The sequence below is a fragment of the Saccharibacillus sacchari DSM 19268 genome, from assembly GCF_000585395.1.
Taxonomy (GTDB): domain Bacteria; phylum Bacillota; class Bacilli; order Paenibacillales; family Paenibacillaceae; genus Saccharibacillus; species Saccharibacillus sacchari.
In genome coordinates, this window is the sequence record NZ_KK073875.1 from 1,200,778 (window position 1) to 1,221,947 (window position 21,170).

At 52.4% G+C, this 21,170-nt stretch carries 17 protein-coding genes; 3 read left to right on the forward strand and 14 right to left on the reverse strand.

Going from position 1 to position 21,170, the window contains the following annotated elements:
- Positions 1-163: 163 nt before the first annotated feature.
- Entirely contained in the window at positions 164-754 is a 591-nt protein-coding gene (locus SACSAC_RS05300) for a hypothetical protein (RefSeq protein ID WP_051506888.1), read from the reverse strand.
- Positions 755-821: 67 nt separating this feature from the next.
- Between SACSAC_RS05300 and SACSAC_RS05305 the strand changes: the two genes are divergently transcribed.
- Complete coding sequence (locus SACSAC_RS05305; RefSeq protein ID WP_169833747.1) at positions 822-1,307, forward strand: cyclase family protein; 486 nt, start codon at positions 822-824, stop codon at positions 1,305-1,307.
- A gap of 52 nt (positions 1,308-1,359) precedes the next feature.
- On the opposite strand, the gene SACSAC_RS05310 is transcribed toward SACSAC_RS05305, so the two are convergent.
- Complete coding sequence (locus SACSAC_RS05310; protein WP_037284189.1) at positions 1,360-3,072, reverse strand: alpha-keto acid decarboxylase family protein; 1,713 nt, start codon at positions 3,070-3,072, stop codon at positions 1,360-1,362.
- 343 nt (positions 3,073-3,415) lie between these two features.
- Here SACSAC_RS05310 and SACSAC_RS26840 point away from each other — a divergent pair, with 343 nt between their 5' ends.
- The gene (locus SACSAC_RS26840) at positions 3,416-3,946 is read left to right on the forward strand and encodes a hypothetical protein (protein WP_051506890.1); all 531 of its coding nucleotides are present in this window, start codon (positions 3,416-3,418) and stop codon (positions 3,944-3,946) included.
- A 656-nt stretch (positions 3,947-4,602) separates the two neighbouring features.
- On the opposite strand, the gene SACSAC_RS05320 is transcribed toward SACSAC_RS26840, so the two are convergent.
- The 12 genes from SACSAC_RS05320 to SACSAC_RS05375 all read right to left on the reverse strand — a co-directional run bounded on the left by SACSAC_RS05320 (position 4,603) and on the right by SACSAC_RS05375 (position 18,897).
- A complete protein-coding gene (locus SACSAC_RS05320; protein ID WP_037284192.1) occupies positions 4,603-9,705 on the reverse strand; it encodes a DUF4132 domain-containing protein in 5,103 nt (1,700 codons plus the stop codon).
- 53 nt (positions 9,706-9,758) lie between these two features.
- Positions 9,759-10,181, reverse strand: a complete 423-nt coding sequence (locus tag SACSAC_RS05325) for a hypothetical protein (protein WP_037284196.1) — start codon at positions 10,179-10,181, stop codon at positions 9,759-9,761.
- Positions 10,182-10,435: 254 nt separating this feature from the next.
- Positions 10,436-11,743 carry an acyl-CoA dehydrogenase family protein gene (locus SACSAC_RS05330; RefSeq protein WP_037284199.1) on the reverse strand — a complete coding sequence of 436 codons (1,308 nt, stop codon included), beginning with the start codon at positions 11,741-11,743 and terminating at the stop codon, positions 10,436-10,438.
- 518 nt (positions 11,744-12,261) lie between these two features.
- Positions 12,262-12,741: a GNAT family N-acetyltransferase gene (locus SACSAC_RS05335; protein ID WP_037284202.1), complete on the reverse strand. Its 480-nt coding sequence runs from the start codon at positions 12,739-12,741 to the stop codon at positions 12,262-12,264.
- Positions 12,742-12,979: 238 nt separating this feature from the next.
- Entirely contained in the window at positions 12,980-13,867 is an 888-nt protein-coding gene (locus tag SACSAC_RS05340) for a radical SAM/SPASM domain-containing protein (protein WP_037284205.1), read from the reverse strand.
- A 124-nt stretch (positions 13,868-13,991) separates the two neighbouring features.
- Positions 13,992-14,348, reverse strand: coding sequence for an Asp23/Gls24 family envelope stress response protein (locus SACSAC_RS05345; protein ID WP_037284206.1), 357 nt, complete (start codon positions 14,346-14,348; stop codon positions 13,992-13,994).
- A gap of 24 nt (positions 14,349-14,372) precedes the next feature.
- Positions 14,373-14,951 carry a TetR/AcrR family transcriptional regulator gene (locus SACSAC_RS05350; RefSeq protein WP_037284209.1) on the reverse strand — a complete coding sequence of 193 codons (579 nt, stop codon included), beginning with the start codon at positions 14,949-14,951 and terminating at the stop codon, positions 14,373-14,375.
- A 304-nt stretch (positions 14,952-15,255) separates the two neighbouring features.
- On the reverse strand, positions 15,256-16,587 hold the full coding sequence (locus SACSAC_RS05355) for an NtaA/DmoA family FMN-dependent monooxygenase (protein WP_037284212.1): 1,332 nt from the start codon (positions 16,585-16,587) through the stop codon (positions 15,256-15,258).
- A gap of 220 nt (positions 16,588-16,807) precedes the next feature.
- A complete protein-coding gene (locus SACSAC_RS05360; RefSeq protein WP_037284215.1) occupies positions 16,808-17,767 on the reverse strand; it encodes an NAD(P)H-dependent flavin oxidoreductase in 960 nt (319 codons plus the stop codon).
- 64 nt (positions 17,768-17,831) lie between these two features.
- Complete coding sequence (locus SACSAC_RS05365) at positions 17,832-18,257, reverse strand: MarR family winged helix-turn-helix transcriptional regulator (protein WP_037284218.1); 426 nt, start codon at positions 18,255-18,257, stop codon at positions 17,832-17,834.
- A gap of 119 nt (positions 18,258-18,376) precedes the next feature.
- Complete coding sequence (locus tag SACSAC_RS27485) at positions 18,377-18,610, reverse strand: hypothetical protein (RefSeq protein ID WP_037284221.1); 234 nt, start codon at positions 18,608-18,610, stop codon at positions 18,377-18,379.
- Complete coding sequence (locus SACSAC_RS05375) at positions 18,553-18,897, reverse strand: sigma factor-like helix-turn-helix DNA-binding protein (protein ID WP_037284224.1); 345 nt, start codon at positions 18,895-18,897, stop codon at positions 18,553-18,555. The genes SACSAC_RS27485 and SACSAC_RS05375 overlap by 58 nt, the downstream gene beginning before the upstream one ends.
- A gap of 368 nt (positions 18,898-19,265) precedes the next feature.
- Between SACSAC_RS05375 and SACSAC_RS05380 the strand changes: the two genes are divergently transcribed.
- Complete coding sequence (locus tag SACSAC_RS05380; protein ID WP_037284226.1) at positions 19,266-21,047, forward strand: DUF4127 family protein; 1,782 nt, start codon at positions 19,266-19,268, stop codon at positions 21,045-21,047.
- The last annotated feature ends 123 nt before the right edge of the window (positions 21,048-21,170 follow it).

Here is a 21,170-nt window from a genome sequence, read left to right on the forward strand (position 1 = left end):
TTCACTGTTACATTCTTTAATCGACTAAATTATAAGGTAATCTATGCGCTGTGTCACCATTTTTACACATAATTTTAATATTATTTTTACAATCCGCGCAGTAATGGGCATGCTTGTTTACGCAACAAATCGAATAGAAACGTTTTCCCGGGATTGAAAAAGGCTATCCTTGGCTTTTCACACTTCGAGTGCGCTTTAGACGAATACGGAACACGCCCCCGATCAATAAACCGGACACTGCTCCATAGGCGGCATGAATCAATAACCACCAGGACCAAGCGGGCAGGCTCGCAATCGGAGGCGTGCCGCCCGAAGACAGCAAGGTCGTCGGATACAGCAGAAGACCGATTACGAAGCCGATTCCGGCCGTAACGCCTACCATCTTTTTCGGCGAATACGGCGAGCGGCGGAATTGATACTGCCACAATAGGCCCAGAACGACGCATAATACGACAGAGATCACCAAATGAATCCCAAACTCCGCCCCCTCGCTCAAAGAAAACTCTTTTAACACAGGCACGTAATCCGCATTCAAAAGCAACCGATAGACGCGATGGCCGCTCAAAGCCTGGATCAACTTAAGCACCAAACCGAGCCCGATCCCCGATATGAGCCCTGCAACCGCATATCCGAGCATCCCAAGCGCGGAGGTGTGCCAAGCCTGCTCCTGATTGAATGCGCGATCCGTGCTTCCGGACGTCGAGGCTGTGCGCTTGGTGGTTTTTTGCGAAAATTTTTTGTTCGTTCTGTTCATTCTGCGCCTCCGATCTATTTGGTTGGTAAGTGGATGTCTTGTCTTTCGGCCGCGTTTGCTTTACGTTTTGGAGAAAAGGACGGCTTCGGATACGTTTATCGGCGACATTCCTCTGGATCGTTTTGTAGGCGAAGGCTGCCTGCTGGATGTGTCCGGGCAGCTCCTTATCGACGACAAGCCGGAATATGAGCATTTGATTGTCGAACATAACATCGTGCTGCTGCATACCGGACACGGAAAGCTATTCGGTCATCCGGAATATTTTACCGAGTATCCCGTCCTGACCGAGAACTTTGCCGAGCACCTTGTTCGTAAAAAGGTCAAAATGATCGGCTTCGATACGCCCTCTCCCGATCAAGATCCGTACGCCATCCACCGAATCTTCATGACCAACGGGATTCTGATCGCGGAAAATCTGAAGAATTTGGATAAGCTGCTTGGGGCGGATTCTTTTGAAGTGATCGCGCTACCTCTTCTGATCCAAGCCGATGCCGCAATGGCCCGCGTGATTGCACGATTGAGGACGCGTTCTGCCGCCCAAAAAGGCGAATGACCTGTTCGGGCCATCCGCCTTTTTGCTTGCCAACTATTTCTCGGCAAATCAATTACGAATTCTCTTGTTTTTCCATCTCTTGACTCACCTGCCGCAAATATTCGGGAGCGTCCATATCGTCCGGAACGACCATCTCGATCAGGCACAACTTGTCCGAACGTTGCAGCTCGGCATCTCGGAACGCCCGTGCCAGCTCCCCGATCGTACGAACGCGCTCGGTATAGGCATGGCCGCCGAACGCTTCGATCAGCTTCAGATAATTCCAGCCCGGGATCTCGTTATACGTCTGCTGATAAGGCGGGGTACGGAAATTCAAATGCTTCTCGATCGTATACCCGCGGTTGTTCAGCACGAAAATGATCGGCTTGCAGCCGTATGCCATCATGGAGCTGAGTTCCTGCACCGTCATCTGGAGCGATCCGTCGCCCGTGAACAACAGGACTCGGCGCTTTGGCGTCGCTATGCATGCCCCGAGCGCAGCAGGAGTGGCATATCCGATACTTTGCCAGCCGCCTTGCGCAATATAGGTCGCTCCCTGCGGAAGCTGAACCTGCGAGAGCCCGTAAGCGAGCGTTCCCGTCTCCGCAATGACGATATCGCCCGGTTGCAGCAGACGCTGGATCAACGGGTAATACTCCTTCGCTTTTAACGGATGGCTGCCGTCCAGCTGCGTGCCGCTATTATACGGACGGTCTGCGGCAGGCACGGGCAGTTCCGCCGTCAAACCCAAAGCCGTCAGCTCGCGCAGCATGTCTTCGCCGCGGATGTCCGCATAAGCCTGCCCGCCGATAATTGTAGATTCCGGATGGATCACGATTGTTTTTTTCGGATTCGGCTCTGTTCCTTCGCCGCCCAGGTTGGTATCCGATGGAACGTAACCCGCGATAATCAGGCAGTCGGCTCCGTCTACCGCGTCGCGAACACTTTCGTTCCCCGTTTTGCCTCCATACGTGCCAATATGGTTCGGATGACTTTCGTCGAACCCGCCCTTGCCCATGATCGTCGACGCGACCGGAATCCGCATTTGTTCGACCAACGCACGCACCAACGGCTCCCATTTCCAACTTTTCACCTGAGTATCGCTGAGCAATAAGACTTGTTTCGCCGATTTCAGCAGTTTGCGCGCATGTTTGGAAGCTGATTTTAACGAGGACTCGTTGGTTTTCGGTTCTTCGAGCTTCGGTGCTTTCATTGCCAACGGCTGCTGCACGAGATCCAACGCGACCGATAGATAAACCGGCTTTTTGGTTCGTTTGGCAATAGATATGGCTTTGGGAATCTCGGCCATCGCGTTATCCGGCGTCAGAATCGCCGTATAGGCGGAGATCGGCTCGTATACGCGGCGGAACGCGTCGAAGTCGCCGTCCATCAGCGTATGGTGCATCAGCTTCTGCTGCTTTTGCTTCTGGGACTTCGGCGATCCGACGATATGAATGATCGGCACGTTCTCGCTATAGGCGCCCGCGATCGCATTGACCGCGCTCAACTCGCCTACGCCGAACGTCGTGATGAGCGCGGCGAGACCTTTGACTCTTGCATAACCGTCCGCCGCGTAACCGCCGTTCAGCTCGTTGCGGGCCGGAACCATTTTGACCCCTTCATATTCTTCCAACGTATCAAGCAGCGTGAAATTGTAATCGCCCGGAACGCCGAACACTTCGGTCACGCCTTCTTTTTTCAAACAATCGAACAAATAGGTGCCGAGCGTTGCTCCGCCCTCTCCCTGTGTGTTCGAACGAACTTTTCCCATAATCGTTTTTGCCATGCCGGCACTCTCCTTCCGTGATCGCTCGCTGCCCTCCGGCGCTGCGCCGAACGGTCAGCCTCTAACTATGATTACCCCGGAAGCGGGGCGACAGGTCAGTATTTTACGAAAATTACTCATACTTTGTCCCAAATGAATGTAAGGTTACGCCCGTTGAAACGTAAAGCCATCATAGAAACGGAAACAATGTACGGGTAACTTCTTCCGTAACCTTTTTTCCTTATGGGGCGTCTAATACCTCAGAGACCCTTATTAAAAAGGAGCGATTTCCATTACTGATTCCCCACGCGCCCGCAACCGAAAATTAGTCATCACCTACGGCTCCGATCTGGACCACAGCAACATGGATTATCTGGTCCACTCCCTGCTCGCCCCCTACGAAGGCCAGATGTGGCAAGCCGATCATCTAAATCCGATCCTGCGAAAAGGTGCTGACTTCATTGTAAACCTAGAGACGCTGGAGACCAACCCGAACAAACCTTTCGAAACCTACGTCTTCGCCGACTACCACCTGACTCAAGCGCAATTCGACGGATTTTTATATCAATTGCGAAAACTTAAAGGCAACCACGTTCTCGGTCATCCCAACATCCGCGGCCATGCCGAAGTATTGCGCGGCGATCTGGAATTTCAGTTCTTGGTCGTGCATACCCACAACCAAGAAGAGATCATCGTCTATTACCCGCGCCAGGACTTTGCCGCCGACGAACTTCTTTTCCCGCTAATCCCGCTACTCCCTCCCCAAGACCGCTATGTCCTCTTGCCTATAGGCGGAGACCCGTTCATTAAGCAGCAAACTCTGGAAGCCTGGATCGATCGGTTGCTGTCCTTGTCCAAACAAGACCTTTCCGCTTACATCCATACCACCCAGTAGCCAGTATTTAATATAGGCTTACTTGAAACAAGCTACTAGCGAGTGTTTTCAAGCCTCGATGGAAGCCGATGCATCGATCAAATCTTGACTAAACGTCAACAGTTCGAGGCTAAAAAAAGGATATGCGTGCAAGTGTTGACGAAAAGTCAGCATTTTCAGCGTTTTTCTCATTGTTCTGGCCTATATCTCATAAATTGTTGACCAAACGTCAGCATCTTGGTTCGAATCATCGAATAAAGAGCAAATTTGTTGACGCTACGTCAACATTTCCTGTAAATTCGCGAATATATCCAAATTTCAGGAACTCTTAGACTGAATTTGAAACGGGGGTTAAAACGAGTACGAGATTTGAAAACATGCCCTAGAAATTTTCAAGCTTTTGGATACAGAAAAAGCCTTGCTGAACACTCCATTCATCCGAGTCTTCAACTAGGCTATTTTCCCTCCACCCCCCGGTGAGCGCTTCACGATTTTCCTATTCCTTGAAGCTCCAGGCGGAGGGAGAAATTCAGCGAAAGACGCCTTTGAGCTCGGAAATTCGGAATCGGCATATATGACGATTCCGAATTTCCGGGCGAGACAGCAGCTTGAACGAATTTCTCCCGCAGCCGATCCAGCTTCAACCCACCTGAATAGGAACTGCCGCCGTCAACGCCTCACCCTTTTATCTGCTCCAATATTTGTGGGTCCTTAATCTTCGTATCCTCCGCCAATAACACGATCTTCGACAAAATCTCCGCCGTGCGCGGATCTTCGTCCAGGAACGGCAGGAAGAAACGACCGCGCTGACCCGCATGCACCGGAATAATATTAAGCGCGCCCGTCGCCTGCTTATAGGCGACTCCGCTGCCCAGATGCACCGCGTATTCGCCGAGCGTTCCGTCGACGCGCGCATAGCTTCCTTCCAGCCGCACGTTTTCGATACGAAGCAGAGACAGCGATTCGCGCACGATAGCCGTCCGCAATTCAACCGTCGTCAGACTCGCCTCCGGATCGACGCCGCCTACATGGGCCACGCTCACTACAAGATCGACGTCCCGCATGATTTCGGAGAACAACGTCGGAGGCACGTCGGTCAAAGCCATGGGTTTATGCGTACGGCGGTCCGAAAAGTGGATCGTTTCCAGCGTCGGCGCTTCCGTATCAGCAGGCGAGAACCAATCCGCCATCGCATACAGCGTCGCGATCACGTTATGGGTATAATCGACCTTTTGAAGACCTTCTTCGTAGCTGACCGTCCAGCCGCGTCCGCGCAGCAGGGCAACGGTCTTGCTCGGCTGTACCTGATGCCCAGCATAACGCGAAGACGACGTTCCCGCAGCTTTTTCGTCCGCGTTCGGCAAGTACAGTTCGCGGAAAATCTGTTTGAACGGCTGCTTCGAAGGAGCAAATCGTCCAGTCGCTTCCGCTTGCAGATTGCGTTCGATAAAGTCGCGTTGGAACAAATGCCACTGTCCGCTTGCATGCAGATCAACCGGATGCGCGATAACCAATTCCGCATCTTCGGCCAACGGCGTGCCTTCTCGGCTTTCGATATCGACGAGCGAACGCTCTTGCTCGCGGAAATATCCCAACGTCGGCTTCGTCGGTGAATCTTCTTTAACCCGGAAGACCAGCCCGGCAAGCAGAGGCGCCACGACCGGATTGCCGCACAACTTCACCAGCTCGCCAAGGCGGAAGACCGCTCCGTTCTCCATTGAACGCTCCAACTCTCGCACAAAGCGGCGATTCTGTTCGGTCAACTCGGTTTTGACCTCTTTTAAGCGTACGATATGCTCGTTTTTGTTCAGGCGCGAAGGGACGGACTTGAGTGCTTTTCCTCCCTTCGTCACCTCGATCTCAGGCAGGCCGCGGTCGTTGATCGCCAACTTCACTTCGACGTCGTCGACCTGGTGCAGCTCCGTATAGACCTTAAGCTCGTCCATCTTGCCCGCTTCCATATCCCATTGCAAACGGGTCGAGTCCGCATAGCCCGCGCTTCTCGCCAGATTGCCGAGCGCGATCTGACCCGCCGCTCCTTCACTGGCACGGCGCTGCGCACCGAACTGACGGCTTTCGAGCAGGAACTTCTGAATGAAATCGTAACGTCCGCGCAGATCCGGCTCCCGTTTTTTCGCGAGCGGAATCAGGCTGTACGCCAGAAGTTGGTCTTTGCCGCGCTTGGATTCCACCTGCTTGCGCGTATCTTCCAGCTTCAGCTTGCCTAATACCGCATCGGCAAACAGCTGCGACCGACGGTGGTTCGCGCCGCCCGAGATATACTTGGCGCAATCGTACAGCAGCTTGAAGCGTTCGGCTCCGATCTCCTGATACGCTTCCTCGAACCATTGCACGTCGAACGCCCCGTCGTTGAACTCTTGAGGCGTAATCGGCGAATAATGCGCGACGATCGTTTCTTTTTCCGCCGAGAAGCTTTCGTTGATATGCGCATGGAAATACCAGGCGGCGCTGCGCAGTCCCGGCCAATTCAGGTGCGCCGATACGATCTCGATCCACTGCGGGGCATACATGGCGGCTTCGAGCAAACGCTGCTCCGAAATTCCCGTGCCTTCGAGCTTTTGCGCAAGCGCGGCCGAGTCGTCGCCTTCCGCCGGATGGCAGACCTTAAGCAGGTGGCTGAGCGATTCCTTTTTCGTCTGGTTGTCGCCGTAACCGTAAATATACCCCCGCACGAACGTTTCCCCGCCGAGACTGACCAGAATGCGGATAAAAGCATCCAAGCCTTCGATTCGCTGTAAAGCCATCGTCAGCGGAGTCGCTTCGGTTGCCAGATCGCCGCGCGCCAGCTCGATCTCCAGCAGACGGCCCACGATGGACGCCATGATCGCTTGCAGCGATTCGCTTCGCTCCAGCTCTTCGGGCGGATGGCTCGTCAGATGGCGCATCATGTAATTGGCATTTTCGCCCAAAAGCTGCTTGTACACCTCGTTGTCGCCGATGAAGCCAAGCGTATGCGCTTTGAAAACCATTCGGATATCCAGCATCGAACGGAAATGGACCGCATCGAATTCCTGTTGTCTGCGGTCGTAACGGTAACACAGCGATACGTAACGTTTGAACGACGCATCGTCGTGCACGCTCCGGCGCAGGACGATCATCCAGTCGCCCGCAAGCGCCGCCCAAACCGGCTTTTCTTTTTGCGGCGCTTGCTCCGGAAACTCCGCCAAAAGCCGTTCCATGGCGGAAGCCGCCGTCTCGAAAACAGGTGCCGGGGCAGCGTCCGCGTAAAAGGCGCCGATCAGCGTGCAAACGGCATCCGCGTAACGGCACTTGTCCAACACTTTCCACAGATTTTTCAACCGTTCGAGCGGGTACAGACCCGAAACGAATTCTTCCCGCCAGCCGTCGAGCAGACGAATCCGCTGCATTTTCTGATAATCGTAATAATCGGAAAATTCGCTGTAGAAGTCGTCCAGCGTTCCCGACAATTCCTTGGTTTCCACGATCATGTACAGGTTCAGCAGCTCTTCCGCTCCGAATCCGCTGTTTTCCAGGTAAGCCGACCATTTTTCGGCCAACGGGTACAGTTCCAGCGCAGGGTCCCGGGCATAATCCGGTTCCAGCATCGGAATGTTCGAACCCGTGTTGTAAGCCGTCTGGCGAAGCTCGGTGCCGAGCAGCAGCTTCTCTTTGGAACCCGCGTAATATTGCACTTCGTACTCCGTATCTCGCAAGCTGTGCACCAATTCGTCCAACCCGCGAATGAACCCGGCCGCCCTCTCCTCGTCCAACGAAAAAACCCGATCGAAATCCGCCTGTTCGCCGCCCGGCTGCATCAGCCACTCTTCGGTCGCGTCGGGATCATACAACCCGAATCCTTTGGCCGCCGAGTATTCGCTGCGCGTGCCCGGAGAGTCCAACTTTTTAAGCAATTGCGATTCTTTCGGCGTCGGATCGCTCACTTTTTGCGCCAGCGGCAGCAATCGCTCATAGTCCTCCGCGCGCTCCTCGTCAGCCGACAGCTCGGTCAGCAGTTCCAAGCCGGCCAGACGCTGAAGTTCGGTTTTCGCGCCGAGCAAGCGGTCCAGAGCGTTTTCGAGCGAAGCCTGCGGTTGGCTCAACAACAGGCCGATCGCGCTTTGACGGAGCGATCCTGTTTTGAGCTTCAGCAGCGCTTCGACCCGCTGCAGCTCGGAATCGCTCAAATCGAGGCCGCGAGCGCGTTTCAAAGCCGTTTCGCGGTTATGCATGTTTTTATCCGACAGCATGGAGAAAATGAACTCCCGCTGCTTCACTTCTTCCGGATGGACCAAGAAGAATTTTAATAAATCATTGCGGCGGTCGGCATTCATCAGAGGAGACAAGTCGATCAGGCGGGATACCCATTCGCGATCCATGTCGTACGCCGTCAGATACATCATTTTGCGCAGGATTCCCGCAGGGTCGTAAGTGTAGGACAAGAAGTCGAGCGCACCCGACTTTTTGCTGATCGGCTTGGTCAGCCCATCGCTGAGCACCGAGGCCAAAGCTTCAAACTGCTCGCGGCGCGCTTCTTTGTCGTCGAGACCGGGAGCGCGATGGACCTTCAGTTTTCTCCGCTCATTTTCCATCCAAGAAATGGATTCATTTTCTTCGTCTTCGCTTATCCACTCCAAGGCGTAATCGTATGTATAGTTGTTCATCATCCAATACAGCAGCTCGGGATCGCGCTCGCCGCCGAGCAGAACATGCAGCGCCGAGACATATTTGAAATGTTCGTATTGGCTCATGGAAATCACGTATTGCGCCGCTACTTTGCGATAATGCGGTCCGTTTTCCATGATGCGGTTCACGCGCGCCGGAAGCTCGCTTTCTTCGATCAGCCCCTGGGTGAACAGCCCGACGAACACGTCCTGAGCGTTGCTCGAATCCAACCATTCCTCGCGCAGCTTGGCATCGTTCATTCCCGAGTAGATCTTTTCCAGCATCTTGGCGACCGCTCGTTCGTCGGACACGTCAAACGGCATTCCCGTCCATACGGCGGCGGCGCGCACGATCGAAGCGTACCGAACGAATCCGTTATCCAGAATCAATTTGAGCAAATAAGCAAAAGCCTCTGCCGTGCCGAAGTCCATGCTTTCCACGATCGATTGGCGCAGTCCTTCCTGCAGGCGCGCGGCGATCAGCAGATCCCCCACCAGCGCGTGCATATCGGATCGGTGACTCATCAGCATGCCGGAAATCATCTGCCGGGTAAGCAATGCAGTCTGGTTCTCGCCGAGAATAATGTCTCTCAGTGCCGCTTCGACTGTCGGATCATGGTCGTCCAGCTGCTGAGCGATCAGATCGGGCAGAACATGGCTGACGCGATAAAAATTGCTCGTATGGGCATTCGAATATTCGCGCTCCGTCAGGTACTTCTCCAACGTAAAGCCTGCCGCTTCCATCCATAACAAGCCGACGATCTTCGTCAGAACGCGAACCACATGCACAGACGGCTCAGAAGTGCGGAACGGACGTCGCATATACCCGTTGGCATACGGATATTCGGCGGCCTGATCGATCATTCGCTTCGCCCGCGAAGAGATCGCTTCTCCGGCCAATGCAAAAACGGCTTGTTCCAGCGGCTTCAATAAGGCATGCGGCTGCGTTTTGGATGCGTCGCCCAACAGTTGGCGCATTCGCTGCACGGGCTCGTAATGCTCATTCACGTAACCGTACTCCGCAATCTCCAACAGGCAGGCCGCAATCGATGCCTCCGGGCCTCCCATTTTGCCTGCGCGTTCTTTCAGCGTTTCAAAATACTGCTCTTCCCGCTTCTGCTGCAACTCTTCGTTCATCTTTCGTTCGCCTCCCTAAGTTTTGATTCGCCCTATGCGATGCGCGATTCAGATTACCTGCCCCATAGCCCGCCCGTCAGCATCGTAAAGCGCATGAACACAACTTCGTCGCCGTCTGCCAGTGTTAACGGAGCATCCAATCCGGTGACTTCTTCCTGACGCACAAAAACCCGATACAAACCATCCTCAAAGCCCAATAGCGCAGCCGCTACAGCCGAATCCTCATTAACCGGCTGCTCACCGTAAATCGCCTCAAAGCCGACTTTCCCGTCCTTTGCGCCACTGTCGATCTGCTGCTCGGTTAGCGCCCGAAGCAGATCGTCGCCCGTGCGCCGTTCTTCGTATTCACTTACCGTCAGTCGTACGATTTGTTCGATCAACTCGCGCAATGTGCGCGGCATGCCGGGCAAGTCCAGCTCGCGCCCGGCTATCCCGCGCTTGCGACCCGGACTTTTGACCAATGCGGTCAGCTTCATCGTTGTTCCTCCCTCGCAATTCGACTCCGTATGATCTTGCCTGGTCAAGAGTATCTTATCCAAAAAAGCGAATGCGTGTTCCCGTATTACTTAAGCTCTATTCTACCAGAATTCGCCACGCAAAAAAACCCGCCGCAAGAGCGGTCGGGTCTTAGGCGCAAAGTCTTGGATCTTGGAGAAGGTCTGCAAAAAGCCAGGTCTTCTGTCGTGAAGCCAAATTTCCTGTTCGAAAAAGCCGATCGAAGATTCCAAGCTTATTCGTCCAAAGCCGTCCGTGCCAACGATTGAAGAACCGCATCTTCCATCGGCGGATTATGCAAACCCGCCCGCACGTCCCGATAATACCGCTCCAACGGCACGCTTCTCGACAAGCTGGCTCCGCCCACGATCTTCATTGCTTTATCGACGACTTGCGCGGCAAGATGGGTCGCATTGTATTTGACCCAGCCGAATTCCGGCCGCATCGTCGCGCGTTCATCGGGCAGCCGATCCCAGCGATCGGCAATATCGTACAGAGCCGTACGGGCCAGGCGCAGCTCGCTATCTATCTGTCCGATCCATTGGCGAATATGAGGAAGCGTCGCGATCGGCTCCTTCAAGCTGTTCGGCGTATAGTTTTTGGCAAAATTCAGGGCATAATCGCGCGCAGCGTAAGCAATGCCCAAGTAGCAGGCCGGAATATGCAGCATCCAGCCGTCTCCGTCGTCCACGCCGCCTTTTTTTTCTCCGGGCGCGTAGATTCCCATCACCTGCTCATCCGGTACAAAGACCTCATTAAGCACAATATCGTGACTGCCTGTTGCCCGCATGCCGAGCGTATCCCAGGTTTCTTCCAAGGTCACGCCTGCCGCAGAGCGAAGCTCGGCCGCACGCCGCTCGGAAGCTTGCGCGCGGCGCACGATTTCCTCAAGCTCCGGCAACGACGTTCCGTCCGCATCGAACGGAGATCCGGCCGCGTATGCCGGTTCGTCGGCTTCGCCTCCCAGGCGAACAATGAAATCTCCGACTTCCGGTGAATTCTCAATACCCGCGCTCACGATATAATCCGTCAGCAGCGGACTAAGCGTACTGTACGTTTTACGCCCGCTCAGCTTCCAGCCGCCTTCAACGCGAACCGCCGTCGTCTGCGGGCGACCGCCGCGCGTCGGACTTCCGGTCGCGCGTTCGCTGGCGAACTTGTTGATCATCGCTCCCGAACCCGCCGCATCCCGGCAAAATTTTGAGTAGCTCGGCTCCGGCCAGATATCCGTCTCCCGGTAATGCAGCATCATCCCGCCGTGCCAGCCCGCGCTGAGCGCCGTCGAACCGTCGCCGCGCGCGATCCGCTCTTGCACCAACAGCCATTCGTACAACGATGCGCCGTCGCCGCCCTGCTCCTCGGACAGCGTCAGCTTGGCATATCCGGCCGCTTTCAGCTCTTCGAAGTTTTCGAACGGAAACGAACCTTCCTGGTCGTGCTTGGCGGCCCGTTCCGCAAAACGTTCGGCCAGTCGATCGGCCCACGCTACAAGCTTCGCTTCACGTTCGTTTCTGACAAATGCGTCTATCGCTTTTTTCCTCAATTCCGCTCATCCCTTCCGCTTTTCCGCTGTACGATTTCTTTCTCTCTATTATAGAGAAAAAAATACCCGCAAAGCAAAGCGAATGACTCGGATTTGTGAATGCGACCGATAAAATCCGTCGGCTCGGCTAACGGATTCTATGTCCCTTAGAAGCCGAAATCAAACCTCTTCGCGATTTTAACGGATCGTATTGCCGTTAGGTGCTCATTTCCCCGCTTTTTCCAACAAAATCAAGCCAATTCCTGCTCTAAGCGTCATCTGAATCCGTTAGAATTTTCAAACTGCTCAAAACAGCTTCTAAGCGTTATCTCGATCCGTTAAAACTACATACGACCGTGCCGCTGCAATCTTTTCGCCTCGTCTTCGCCCTCTTGCGAATTCGCACCGGAGCTTGCAGCGGTCGGAACGACGCCGATCGGCATCCTCCAAACGCATGTTGTTCATCCGCCGAGGGCTGCGCCGCCATCCCGCTTGACCCGCCGAGGCTCAGGATCAATCACAAAATGCTGGCTGTTTTTTCACAGCTTTTTAGCCATCGTATAATCCGTAATCGCATATCCGGCTTTCTGATACACATGCAGCGCCGTCTGGTTATGACCGAACACGTGCAACCCGATCGTCGCCGCTCCGAGCGAACGCGCCGTGTCATCCAACGCCTTCATCGCCGCCTGCCCGAACCCTTGGCCCCGATACTCGTCTTCAATGATAATGTCATACAAAAAAGCCCGCACTCCCGTCGGCTTATCCGAAACATCAAGCCAAACATAACCGACGCTCGCCTGCTGTCCTTCTTGGCGCACAACATATAAATATTGCTCTTTGCTATGTATCCCGTCCGGCAAATACTTCCGATACGTCTCTTCCGAAAGCTCCAACGCTTCCTCTTCCGTCCAACTCCCCGCCTTAACCTTATCCTCCGCATACTCCACGACCGAACGCGCCCGATACACACCGAACTCTTCCTCCGTCATCAACTCCAAAATCACTTTCCGCTCCATCTTTCCGCTCCTTTTTGTTTATATATTTTGTTTATGTATTCAGATACAACAAAAAACCGCCCTTCGAGCGGTTTAATCTTTTGAACTTCCTTACTTCTAAAAAAACGAGCGTACCCAGCGGAGGGAGAAATTCAGTGAAAAACGCCTTTGAACCCGGAAATTCAGAAACGGCATGTATGCCGTTCCTGAATTTCCGGGTGAGACAGCGTCTTTCACGAATTTCTCCCGCTGCGCCTAGTCACGCTCCAAACCGTGTCCGATACCCGCACTTCCGGCACAACTCCTCAACCGCCTCACGGCGAGAGAACCCGTACACGATATCATTGGCGCGCTTGCTTTCCACGATCTCGGAAAACTCCTGCTCCAGCACGTTGCCGAGCTTCATCACGCCTTCGCCGTCCAGGCAGCAAGGCACCACTGTGCCGTCGACCAGAATAGCCGCATGATTGCGCAGAGCGTGACAGAAGCCTTTTCCGTCATCCTCCGGCGCGCTCAGACTCGGCCATTGGAATTCATGATCCTGGTTGAGATAAACGTTGCCGGACACTTTCAATCCTTTGCCCCGTTCCACCTTTTCCTCGATCCGGTAATCCAAATTGTATTCGCGCTCGATCAGCTCCAACGTCTCGCGGTTGCGGCTGCGTGCGGCGTTGGTCATATTGTCCTCGGTCAGATTCCAGAGCCGGAACGAGAACAGCACCTTATTGGCCGCATCATCCCGGGACGCCTCGCGCACGAACGACAGAATCTCGTTCAGATAACCGTCGCGATCCGTCGAGCCCGCATGGCCGTCGAAACTGTGCAGCGAGAAGTTCATCTGGCGCAGCGCCGGCTTGCCGAGCAGCTTGTCGCGGTTCTTTTTGATCAGCGTGCCGTTGGTGGTGATATTGACTTTCAAACCGCGCTCGTGCGCCGCATCCAGCAGCAGATCGATCTTCGGATGCAATAGCGGTTCTCCTTTTACATGCAAATAGATATGGTTCGTATGCGGGTCGATCTTATCCAAAATCTGCTCGAACGTCTCCGGCTTGATAAACTTGGCTTGACGCTCCGTCGGCGGACAAAAGTGGCAGGACAGATTGCATACGCTCGTAATTTCGATATACACTTTTTTGAATGTTCGCAAAGGTTGACGCTCCATTTCCGGGTAAAATACATGTTCCACGATCCTTATGCACGATACGGATCATGTAAAAAGGTTCTGTGTCTATTATGTGTCCCGAGAAGCAAAAGCTCAACCCCGAATCCTTTTAAAAACGATCCATCCGCGCTCCGACCAAGCCTTCGACGATGATCGAGACCGCCACGACCGGCATTCCCGCCAGCTTTTCGACGCTTGTCTCCACATTGCTGCGAAGCTCGCGGCATACTTCCTGAATCCGTTCGCCGAAGCGCACATCGATGCGCAGTTCGACGTCCACGCCGTCTTCGAGCACCTTCAGCAGTATTCGGCCGCTTTTTCCCGCCGCGCGCAAACGCTCCGACAGATCAGCGGAATCGCCTGTTCCCAACGCCACGCCCTCCGTGTCTACCACCGCTCCGGCCACGATCTTGTGCAGCACTTTCTCCGTCATCGTGATGCGTCCGACTCCCGTTTCGATACTCATCGCCATTCCTCCCCTGAATATTCGTTATGATTGACGTTCGCCGGCTCCGAAACCCCTGCGTACCGTGCTTTCCACTAAGGCAGCTGCCTCGCTTGGAGTCAGGTTACCGCCGGCCATTCGTTCCCAAGCCAGAAAAAGCACCGACTCCGTTACGCTCCAAATCCACTCCGCATCGCAGTCTTGCCGCAAAATCCGCTGTTGCTGAAGCAGCTCGATCTTTTCCAGCACAGGCTGGCGAATATCCCGGTACGTATGCTCCATATCCGGATTACCGTCAATCGTGGCATCTCGGGTCAAAAAGTAAATCCGATCCCCGAGCGGAATCAGCGTCTCGATCAATCGGGGAATGTATCGCTCCGGATTGACCGCGTCTTTTTCCACCGATTCGAAAGCTTTCCGCAGCACATCCATCGCCCGAAATCCCAGATGCAGCATCAATTGTTCCCGGCTCTCGATATAGCGATGCAGCGTGGCAATTCCGATCCCGGCGCGCGTCGCGATTTCATTCAGCGAAGCCGTCGGCCTTTCCACCAACAACGACGTTGCCGCATCCAAAATCGCGTTCAACTTGGCTTGTTTGGCGGGCATCTGTTCCTTTTCCATTTCCGGCCCCCTGACCCGATCCTGTTGAGAACTGACAAGAACACGAATCACCGCTTTTTTTGATAGAACATTCTATCATCTCTACATCAATTTTAACCGCTGCTTCACGGAAAAACAAACTGGAATGTAGGCGTCAATCAATATTCGAGATTCTCGAATCGTTCCGCTTGATCGATATCGTAAAACATAAATTTCTGACCTTCAGCCTTGAAAAAGAAACCTAATCCTCTACTTCTTCGTCAACAACAGCGTAAAATTTCAAGAAGCACAGGCCATTATCAGCCTGTGCTCTATATTGCTTCTATTAAGATAATCGTTTATCTACACCATATTGATAGGGCACACCCAGATTTGCTCTTAATGTCTCTCCCTCATAATCTTTATGGAACACACCGCGTTCCTGTAAGATAGGGACCACTTCTTCCACAAAACGTTTCAAGTCGGTTTCATAAGCATCCGGTAGTATCCAAAAGCCATCTGCCGCGCCGCTTTCAAACATTTCGGTTAGATAATCCGCAGTTTCTTTTGCATCGCCTAATGTTGCAGGATGGTAATCAATCACAGAATGATAAATGATATCGCGTAATGTCCAGCCTTCGCGCGCCACCTTTAAAACATTCTCGGCGCGAGGATCAGAGTAACGGCCGATCTTTACCTTGTCTAAAAGTTCCGGTGCGATCGGACGCTCTAAATCTTCGGGGGTTAAGCTGATTCCTAATACCATTCCGATGTGATATGCACGTTGTTGTATTGTTTTTTCATCCATAAAACTTGCGTGACGATCTATGGCTTCACGTTTGGAATTTGCAACAACCGGCATGAGTCCTGCGATAAATTTAATCTCATCCGGATTTCGACCCGCGTCTATCGCAACTTGGCGTAGTGCATTTCTTGTAGCAATACCTTGTTCCATCGTCCACACTTCACCAATCATTGCACTCGCATAGCGTCCTGCAAACGCAATACTATTTGGAGATCCACCAGAGTGAAAAATGACCGGTTGTCCTTGCGGTGAAGGCGGAATGGGCAAAACTCCAATTGCCTGTATATATTTACCGGATATATGAACAGGTTTTACTTGGCTATAATCCGCAAATACACCGGTTTCTTTATCGGCTTTTAGAGCATCTTTTCCCCATGTTGCCCATAAGTGCTGTACAGCTTCTACGAACTCGTAATGACTTTCATAACGTGATCTATTATCCATTAGTTTTACACCAAAGTTCTCTGCTACCTTCGGACTTGATCCCGTAACCGCATTCCAAGCAATACGTCCACCACTCATTAAATCTATCCCTTTGAATTGACGTGCCAAAGTAAAAGGATTATTCCACTGAGTATGTACAGTTGACGCTACACCAATGTGTTTTGTTTGTTGTAATATTGCAGTGGCAGTAATGATAGGTTCAAGCGTCATCGATGGCACTTCCCTGTTATCATCGGGTATCGCTCCAGGGAAATCGCCTACAAATAGAAATTGAAATTTACCTTTTTCAGCAAGTTGAGCATAACGAATATCTGCATGAATATCTGGATAAGTAGTCACATGGACACCTTCGCTTTTCCAAGCTTTAGCATTTGCACCGTATGCCCCTGTAAACCCTAAACCAAGCAGCATTTGTTTTTTTTCAGGCATAACTTAATCCCCCTAATTTATTTTCGTTTTGATTAGGGCGTGTACGCAAACTCAACACCGTGCATCTTGACCTGTCTTTTCGCCCTCCGCGGCGTCATTTTCCCTTGACGTGCCCCGGCACGACTTCGGAAAAATTCCTTGCCGAGAACGAAAATTCAGCTCAATCTGCTCCCGGCGGAGTTTGCGTACACGCCCTAGACAGCGCTTGGGATATGTTTGTTTAATTGAAGTCTTGCATTAAAGTAACCACCACTTCTTTTACCGTCTTGATTTCTTTAATCGACGTGATTCCCGTACCCACGGAAATATAGCCGTCATCTAAATTGCCTTCTAGCATGCCGATCCGCATGCCGATCGATCCGCGCATAAGTTTTGCCGTTTCTTCGCGACTGGCGCCTTGTTCATCCATTTCGACTAGTTTTTTCGCCAACTTAGTGGGTAAAGAACGGTAGTATGCGGGTAAGGTACGGAACATTAGCAAATCTTCTGCCGTAGCGTCCACAATCATCTTTTTTACATTTTCGGCTGTCGGATTTTCTTTTGTCGGAATAAATACGCTGCCGGCAAATACACCTTCAGCACCTAAAGCAAATGCGGCACGCACGCCTCTAACGTCACCGATGCCGCCCGCTGCCAATACAGGAACATTTACGGCATCGACAATCATAGGAACAATCGAAAACGTTCCGATGACTTGTTCCGGAACCGTACCGCCTTCGTCAAATCCAGTCGCCACGTAAACATCTACTCCGAATTCTTCTGCCGCCCTTGCATTCTGGATAGTAGGAGTAATAGGCCTATAAACGATCTTAATGCCGTTTTCTTTCAATGGTTTAAAAATTCTTTCATCCAGCACATCGTTTATAAGAACAACAGGAACTTTCTCTTCAATAACTATTTTGATAAGCGGCCACGTATAATCCAAATCGCGATTGATAATCAAAGGTATGCCAAAAGGCTTATTTGTTAAGGCTTTTATTTTTCTTATCTCGAATTTCATTCTTTCCGTACTAATCTCAGGAGAGCGAGTTACCTCAACTTGTCCGGCATTAGGTCCCAAAAACCCCAATCCGCCCGCATTGCTTACGGCCGCGACAAACTCAGCGTTCGTAACCCAAGACATGGGACCCTGTATAATCGGCTTATCTATATTCAATGCTTCGCATACTCTGTTATTCATCTATATATTCTCCTTGTACGACTCGGATTTTATTTAGCCCGCTAAATATTTTTTCGAGAAAAATTCAATACAAATTTTTCTCCATCCGTTGTAATAAGTCTTTCATGATCAATCGCTCTTCATCCGAAATAGAGTTCAGCAATTTCTCTTGCTGTTGCTTCCATCTAGATCGCACCGGTTTTTCCAGCTTTTTTCCTTCATCCGTTAAATAAATGCGCATAACCCTTCCGTCTTTTTTATCGCGTACACGCAAGATGAAGCCGTTTTGCTCCAGCGATTTAACCATGTTTGTCACAGTAGGCGGTTCACATTTTAAATGTTCGCATAACTGCATTTGCGTTATTCCGTCACTGGTCCATAAGCGCGAAAGTAAATTATCTTGGCCTACGTAAAGATTAAGTTCCCTGAGATTCTCGTTATAATCCCGGCGCATTTTAGCAGAAATTTTATCTAAGGACATACGAATCTCACAGTCAAGACTAATCTCCAAGACTTATCCTCCCTTATCCAAAACATTTAGCCCGCTAAATATATCATGATCATTTTTCTGTGTCAATTTGATTGCATAACTTCTATCAAATTTTAAAAGCCTGCCTTTTCGCACATCCGCTATTCCATCTGCCTCACTGTTGATTTTCCCAACACCCAACCGATCAACTCCGTGCGCAGCGTCTGCGCGGCATCTCTGCGGTCCATCCGCATCTGCCGGCTCAGTTCCTCGATATCCGGTTCCAACAATTCGACGATTCGGCGCAACGCTTCCCGGTCTCCTTCGCGTGAACGCTTTAACAGTAACTCGAATTCAGCGTCCGCCGCAGATGATCCAACGATTTCCGCTTCCATTTGCTCACCCCCTGTTGGCTCATCCGCATCATCTCCGCCGTTTCCGCTTCGGTCCTGCCTTCGATAAATATCGATTCGATGATCTGCCTGCCTTTGTCAAAAGGAATAAGCTCGATATATTCGTCCAGTTCGCGCCTTGTTTCCCGCAAGTCGGGTTCCGCCTCGGCGCGTAAATATTCGACTTCAATGCCTATTCGTTCTTTTCGATACTGTGCCCTCTGATGATAAGCGACCCGCCAAGCGGTTCGTTGAAGCTCGCGACGATAGTTTTGAATGTTTTCCGACATTATTGTTTTCCTCCTCTTGAATCACTTCCAGAACACTTGTTCTTATTATTTATACTATAACCTTTGCCATTTGGATAGAACCATTTTCTAAAAAGGCACAACTATTGCGAAATAAGCGGCGTACATCGTAGTAGCTTGTCAACGCTAAAAGTAAGGTTGCGCCCGTCTAAAACGCAGCTAAAGCGTGTGCGTTTCAGCCAAACGTAATCCTCTGATCAAGAGTTGACAAGTTAGCATTATAGGGGATTTTACAAAAAAATTTGGGTGAACGGTTGTAAAACGTCCCTCCGTTTCTCCTTATCAAGTAACGGCGGAAAACAGCGAGTTTCGGCACGCTTCCGTCAAACCAAGCCAAAGGAGCGATACTGATGAAAAAGATCGTATATATCCCGCTGGACGACCGTCCGGCAAATCTCGACGACGTGATTGTACAAGGACATGCAGCAGGACTGGAGGTCGTGACGCCGAATGCTTCGATCATCCGCAACCGAATGGACGACACAGGGGAGATCGTAGGCACGGAGGTGGTCGGAACAAGCGGAGCCGTCTACGGCGATCCGGCAGCGGCCGGGCAGTTTTTGCAAAGCAAGGCGGCCGAAGCGGACGGGTTCATCATCTCGATCGATATGTTGGCTTACGGAGGCCTGATCGGCAGCCGACGCCTTCGTGCGGACGGCGGAGCCGATTATCCGACTTATGATCCGCAAACGACGTCGCTGCTCGATACCATTGTCGGTTTGAAACGCGATTATCCGAACAAGCCGATCTTCCTGCTGGATACGGTCATGCGGTTGGCGACGACCACGATGGCCGAAAGCCTCAGCATCGAAGCCTATAACGAATCGCGGGCGCTCATGATGAAGCCCCGGCTTCCGCAAACGGAATTCGATGCCATTCTCGGCGGTTACGATCTCCAGCCGGACGGAACGAATTATGAAGATACCGTTCATTTCGACAAGCAAACGTACTACAATGCCCGTCAACATAAATTCAAAACCAACCGTTACGTGCTGGAAGCTCTGGTACGCGATGCCGGCGTGGATTTCGTGGCTTTCGGCGTGGATGATGCTTCGACCCAAGGCGTGCAGGCCAACGAGATCGATTGGATCGAAGCCCATATCGATACCTGGCTCAGCGGCAGCGGCGGACAGAATCCGGATCGAGCGATCATCCTGCCGGACGCCGACGGTCTCGGCCATTCCCTGATGGCACGCATGGCAGCCAAGCTGCATGCGGAGGATTCGACGCAGCCGGTCAAACCCGTCGTGGCCGTTCGCTATTTCGGTCGTGACGGCTCGGAGATCGTGAACACTTACGAATACATGGATGTGCATACCAATATTCTGCGGCATATCGACATCGTGGGCGGTACGTATACGGGCGATGGTCGTTCGGTATCGAATCCGGATTACGAGTTGGAACTTGTAGCGTTGACGAGCGAGGATCAGATCGGTGCGGCGATTGCTCATATCGAAGACAACCGCGCGGCCAAGCTGCCGACGCTGGTCGTGGACTTCACGCGCGGCGGCTCGGCAGGCGTAGTCGTGACCCCGGAACTGCTGAACTCTCCGGCCACGGGCACGTTGTTCGGCTATAGCGCTTGGAATACGGCGGGCAATAAGATCGGCATGTCGCTCGGCATGGCGCTATCCCGCTTCTTTTTCCTCAAAAAAGAAACGCAGGAACGGGCGCTCGGCCTCGCATTGGATGCGCACGGCTCGCTGCTGTTCAAGCGTTTCCTGAAAGATTACTCGTACAAAACGATTGAGATCGCGAATATCCGTACGGAATCGCGTGCTCGTACGCCTTATACGAACGTGACGGCCGATCAGAACATGAAGATTTTCAACACGCCGCAGGACTATGATTACCTCGTGCAGCTGCTGCGTACCGATATGCAGACGCGTACCGCCGAATTGGCCGCGACGCCTGCTTTCGGGATCGGCACCGATGCTCCGACCTGCGCGGTTCGACGCTTTGGCGTTCCTCAGGGCGAACCCGGTCCGAACTCGCGCGACTGGCGCTTTGCGCAGTATGCCGGCGTCGTGCTTCCGCAAGACGACCCGGACTTCATCTGGTGGCGGGCGTTCGAGATTACGCTGAATCCGCAGATCGATCTGGAGCGGACTTCGCAGGGTGCATGTGAGTAACGCGTCAAGACGTGCTTAGCGTTTCGGGAAAGGCACGTAGGCGTGGGAAGCGAGAAGACTCCGAGGAGAATTCGTTCCAGTCGCATGTTGAAATGGAGAAAAAGATTGAATTTCCAGCGGAAT

Excerpts from the sequence above, each read along its gene's own strand:
- SACSAC_RS05300 (WP_051506888.1), bottom strand. The coding sequence starts at position 754 with ATGAACAGAACGAACAAAAAATTTTCGCAAAAAACCACCAAGCGCACA.
- SACSAC_RS05310 (WP_037284189.1), bottom strand. The coding sequence starts at position 3,072 with ATGGCAAAAACGATTATGGGAAAAGTTCGTTCGAACACACAGGGAGAG.
- SACSAC_RS26840 (WP_051506890.1), top strand. The coding sequence starts at position 3,416 with ATGGATTATCTGGTCCACTCCCTGCTCGCCCCCTACGAAGGCCAGATG.
- SACSAC_RS05320 (WP_037284192.1), bottom strand. The coding sequence starts at position 9,705 with ATGAACGAAGAGTTGCAGCAGAAGCGGGAAGAGCAGTATTTTGAAACG.
- SACSAC_RS05325 (WP_037284196.1), bottom strand. The coding sequence starts at position 10,181 with ATGAAGCTGACCGCATTGGTCAAAAGTCCGGGTCGCAAGCGCGGGATA.
- SACSAC_RS05335 (WP_037284202.1), bottom strand. The coding sequence starts at position 12,741 with ATGGAGCGGAAAGTGATTTTGGAGTTGATGACGGAGGAAGAGTTCGGT.
- SACSAC_RS05345 (WP_037284206.1), bottom strand. The coding sequence starts at position 14,348 with ATGAGTATCGAAACGGGAGTCGGACGCATCACGATGACGGAGAAAGTG.
- SACSAC_RS05350 (WP_037284209.1), bottom strand. The coding sequence starts at position 14,951 with ATGGAAAAGGAACAGATGCCCGCCAAACAAGCCAAGTTGAACGCGATT.
- SACSAC_RS05355 (WP_037284212.1), bottom strand. The coding sequence starts at position 16,587 with ATGCCTGAAAAAAAACAAATGCTGCTTGGTTTAGGGTTTACAGGGGCA.
- SACSAC_RS05360 (WP_037284215.1), bottom strand. The coding sequence starts at position 17,767 with ATGAATAACAGAGTATGCGAAGCATTGAATATAGATAAGCCGATTATA.
- SACSAC_RS27485 (WP_037284221.1), bottom strand. The coding sequence starts at position 18,610 with ATGGAAGCGGAAATCGTTGGATCATCTGCGGCGGACGCTGAATTCGAG.
- SACSAC_RS05375 (WP_037284224.1), bottom strand. The coding sequence starts at position 18,897 with ATGTCGGAAAACATTCAAAACTATCGTCGCGAGCTTCAACGAACCGCT.
- SACSAC_RS05380 (WP_037284226.1), top strand. The coding sequence starts at position 19,266 with ATGAAAAAGATCGTATATATCCCGCTGGACGACCGTCCGGCAAATCTC.